This is a genomic window from Mycolicibacterium arseniciresistens, from assembly GCF_030519285.1.
Classification (GTDB): Bacteria; Actinomycetota; Actinomycetes; order Mycobacteriales; family Mycobacteriaceae; genus Mycobacterium; species Mycobacterium arseniciresistens.
Genome location: NZ_JAUMSQ010000296.1, coordinates 1 through 3,936 on the forward strand (window position 1 = coordinate 1; position 3,936 = coordinate 3,936).

Consider the following 3,936-nt stretch of genomic DNA (forward strand, 5'->3'; position numbering starts at 1 on the left):
CGCGGAATCGCGGCGAGCCGGCGGAGGTACCGCGACTGCCTGCCGTCGCGCCCCGGCGACCACACCGCCACGAACACCGCCGCGACGGTCACCGCCACCGCCAGCACGAGCAGCGAGCCGTCCATCGCCTGCAGGAAGGCGTGGTTGGCGTCGGCGGCCAACTGGGCGCCTTGCGGGCCGAGGCGTTCGGCGACCTCCAGCGCCTGGGCCAGCGAGTCCAGCGCAGGCCCGCGAACGGGTTCCGGCAGCGCGGCGACGGCGGGGGAGAGCAGGTTGCCGTACTGGGCGGCGAGCACCGAGCCGGCAGCGGCGATGCCGAGGGCCGCGCCGACCTCGCGCGTGGTGTCGTTGACCGCTGAGGCCACGCCCTGTTTCTCGTCGGGCGCCGCGCCCATGATCGCCGACGTCGTCGGTGCCGTGCACAGCCCGATGCCGGCGCTGACGATCATCAACGGCCAGGCCAGATCCCAGTAGGACGACTCGACGTCGAGGATGCGCATGCACGCGAGGCCCGCCGCGAGGAGGAGCAGGCCCACGGTGACCGAGAGCCGCAACCCGATGCGGGGCAGGTAAAGCGGTGTCAGCGCGCTGAGGATCAGCACCGGGACCGCCAGCGGCGTGAGCGCGAAGGCGGTCTGCAACGGGTTGTACCCGAGTACCAGTTGCATGTACTGCATCACGAGGAAGAAGAAGCCGAAGTTCGCGAAGAACAGGAAGGTGACCCCGAGTGAGCCGGTCGCGAAGTCCGGCCGCCGGAACAGCCGCACGTCGAGGAGCGGATGCGTCAGCCGGAGCTGGAGTGCGGCGAATGCCGCGGTGAGCGCCAGGCCGGCGCCCACACATCCCCATACCACCGGACTCGACCAGCCGCGGGCGGGCGCCTCGATGACACCGAAGACGAACACCGCCACCGCCGCGGCGACGAGGACTCCGCCGGCCCAGTCGACGGGAGCGCCCGACTCGTCGCGGGACGACGTGATGGTCAGCGTCAGCCCGAAGAGGACGACGGCGACGATCGCGAACGCCCAGAAGATGGACTGCCACGAGAAGAAGTGCAGCAGCACACCGGTGCCGAGGAAACCGATGATGGCGCCGGACCCGCAGACTCCGGCCCAGATGCCGACGGCCTTGTTGCGCTCGGCTTTCGGGAAGCCCGCGGTGAGCAGCGAGAGCGTCGCGGGCATGATCAGAGCGGCGCCCGCGCCCGCGACCGCACGCGCGATGATGATCTGCAGCGGGGCGTCGAAGAACACCGGAGCGACCGAGGCGGCGGCGAACACCGCCAGGCCGGCCAGCAGGGCGCCGCGGCGGCCGTAGCGGTCACCGACAGCGCCGGCGGGCAGCAACAGGCAGGCCAGTACGAGCGTGTAGCCGTCGACCACCCAGGTGAGCTCGGTCTGGGTCGCGGCGGTGTTGACGGCGATGTCGGGCATGGCCGCGTTGAGCGCGACCATCGACGAGATCACCAGCAGCACGTCCAGGCATGCCACCGCGAGCAGCCAGGTCCTGGTGCGCGCCGACACGTCGCCGAGCCGGGGATCGGTAGGCTGACCGGGCCGGGCGAGAGTGTCGACCATGGACCTCTCCTTCCGGAAGAGTGACTTTTGAGACTAACCGTCTCGTAGCGAGACCGATAGTCTTGTTCCCCCGCGGAAGGTGGTGTAAACGATGGCCGGCGGTAGTACCGATCCGCGACCGGCGCGCTCCCGTGCCGCATTGCTGGAAGCCGCGACCACGCTGCTGCGCTCGGGCGGCCCGAGTGCGGTGACCATCGACGCGGTCACCCGCACCGCCAACGTCGCGCGCGCCACCCTCTACCGCCACTTCTCCAGCGCCAACGACCTTCTCGCCGCGGCCTTCGTGAGCCTGCTGCAGCCTGCGCCGATGCCGCCCCCTGAGGGTGAACTGCGCGACAAGCTGATGGCCGTGGTCGTCGGCTGGGCCGACTCGATCGCCGAGGTGCCCACGACGCTGGCCGCGATGACGTGGCTGGCGTCGGGTCCCGACCTCGGGCCGTGGGCAGAGGTCCGCGAATCGGGTGCGGTCGACAGCGACGGGACGGCCGTCGCCACGCTGCGCGAGCGCATCATGGCGCTCTACACGGTGCCGTTCGACGCGATCTTCGACAGCCCGCAGGCGCGCGAAGAACTCGTGGAGGTCGACCGGATCGGGGCGATCGCCCTGCTCATCGGACCGCTGATCCTCGGCCGGCTGAGCACGCTGGCCGACTTCGACTTCCGCGGCTGCGCCGAGGCGGCCGTCGACGGCTTCCTGGCCACCCACGCCAGGAAGGCCGACGGGGGAGTCAGCGCAACGCGTACCGGATCGGCAGGTGCTTGAGGCCGCCGACGAACGTCGTGGCCGTCAGTTCCGCAGGACCGGCCGGCTCGATCGACTCGAGCCGCGGGATCAGTTCGGTGAACAGACTGTTCATCTCCATCCGGGCCAGCGCGGCGCCGAGACAGAAGTGCACACCGTAACCGAACGACAGATGCTTGTTGGGCTCGCGGCCGACGTCGAACCGGAACGGCTCGTCGAAGATCTCCTCGTCGCGGTTGCCGGAAACGTATGCGAGATAGACTGATTCACCCTTGGCGATCGGCACGCCGCGCACCTCGGTGTCCTCGGCGGCGGTGCGCATGAACTCCTTGACCGGTGTTGACCAGCGGATCATCTCCTCGACCGCCGTCGGCATCAATTCCGGGTGCAGGCGCAACCGGTCCAGCTCGCCCGGATTCTCGATCAGCGCGTGCAGCCCGCCGGAGATGGCGTCCTTGGTGGTGTCGTGTCCCGCGCTGGCGACGATGACGTAGTAGGAGGCGGTGTCCATGTCGCCCATCGGCTCACCGTCGATGCGGCCGTTGGCGATCGCCGATGCGAGATCGTCTGTCGGGGCGGCCCGGCGCGACGCGGTCAGCGTCGAGAAGTAGTTGAAGAAATCCGCAAGCACCGCCAGCATGTCCTCGGGACTCTTGCCCCGCTGGAACTCCTCGTCGTCTCCGCCGAACATCTCCTGGGTGAGCATGTGCATGCGGCCGTAGTCCTCCTCGGGCAGGCCGAGCAGCGACATGATCACGTACAGCGGGAACTGCACTGCGATGTCGGTGACGAAGTCGCATTCCGGCCCGATGTCGCGCATCTGGTCGACGTAGCGCCTGGCCAGTTCGTCGACGCGGATCTTCAATGCGCGCATCGCCTTTGGGCGGAACCAGTCGGCGCCGATCGACCGGACCTTGCGGTGGTGCGGATCGTCCATGTGGATCAGGGTGCGCAGTCCGATGCCGGCGTCCAACTGCGCCTTGAAGATGTCGTCGGCTTCGGCAGTGGCCAGGAGTGGCCGCGGCTCCGACAGGAACAGCTCGTTGGCCCGCTCGATCGCCATGATGTCGGTGTGCCTGGTGATCGCCCAGAACGGCCGGTACGGCGGGTTGTCCACCCATGCCACCGGGTTGTTCGCCCGCAGGTCGGCCAGCGCCGCGTGCAGCCGGGCGTCGTCCGCGTAGGCGGTCGGATCGGCAAGCACCTTTGCGGCGTCGTCCATCGTCGGCGTGCTCATCCGGGCTCCTCTACGTCTTGACGGGTGTCCATAAGCCAGCTTATGTGACGCGGGCCACGCTGGGAAGGAGCCATGGGCCGATGCACCGGGGTCTACGCGTGCTTCTCGGTAGGCTCCGCAACCGTGCCCCCATCGCTACGCCTGTCGCGGCGGGCGCTGGTGCGGGCCGCCTGCCTGCTGCTGGTGCCGGCGCTGACGCTCGCGGGCTGCGGCCGTCAGGACGACTCCGCTGCACCCTCGGCCTCCGCCGGTGCCACCCCGGCGGGCGACCCCGCGGAGGTGGAGACCGTCACCGGACGGGTCCGCGGCGAGGTGTCGGCCGGTCACCGGGAGTTCTCGGGGATCCCGTACGCGGCGCCGCCGACGGGCCCGCTGCGCTT

Annotated in this window: 4 protein-coding genes; 2 read left to right on the plus strand and 2 right to left on the minus strand. The window is 69.7% G+C overall.

Features of this window, described 5'->3' with window-relative positions; genetic code table 11:
* On the minus strand, positions 1–1,577 hold a 1,577-nt coding region (locus tag Q2100_RS26065), incomplete at its 3' end, for an MFS transporter (RefSeq protein ID WP_302916398.1).
* Between the two features lie 91 nt (positions 1,578–1,668).
* Here Q2100_RS26065 and Q2100_RS26070 point away from each other — a divergent pair.
* Positions 1,669–2,340 carry a TetR/AcrR family transcriptional regulator gene (locus tag Q2100_RS26070; RefSeq protein ID WP_264011056.1) on the plus strand — a complete coding sequence of 224 codons (672 nt, stop codon included), beginning with the start codon at positions 1,669–1,671 and terminating at the stop codon, positions 2,338–2,340.
* Here Q2100_RS26070 and Q2100_RS26075 read toward each other — a convergent pair.
* A complete protein-coding gene (locus Q2100_RS26075; RefSeq protein WP_302916399.1) occupies positions 2,306–3,556 on the minus strand; it encodes a cytochrome P450 in 1,251 nt (416 codons plus the stop codon). The two genes, Q2100_RS26070 and Q2100_RS26075, sit on opposite strands and share 35 nt — an antisense overlap.
* Before the next feature lie 123 nt (positions 3,557–3,679).
* On the opposite strand from Q2100_RS26075, the gene Q2100_RS26080 reads away from it, so the two are divergent.
* The coding region (locus Q2100_RS26080) for a carboxylesterase family protein (protein WP_302916400.1) at positions 3,680–3,936 on the plus strand (257 nt) is incomplete at its 3' end.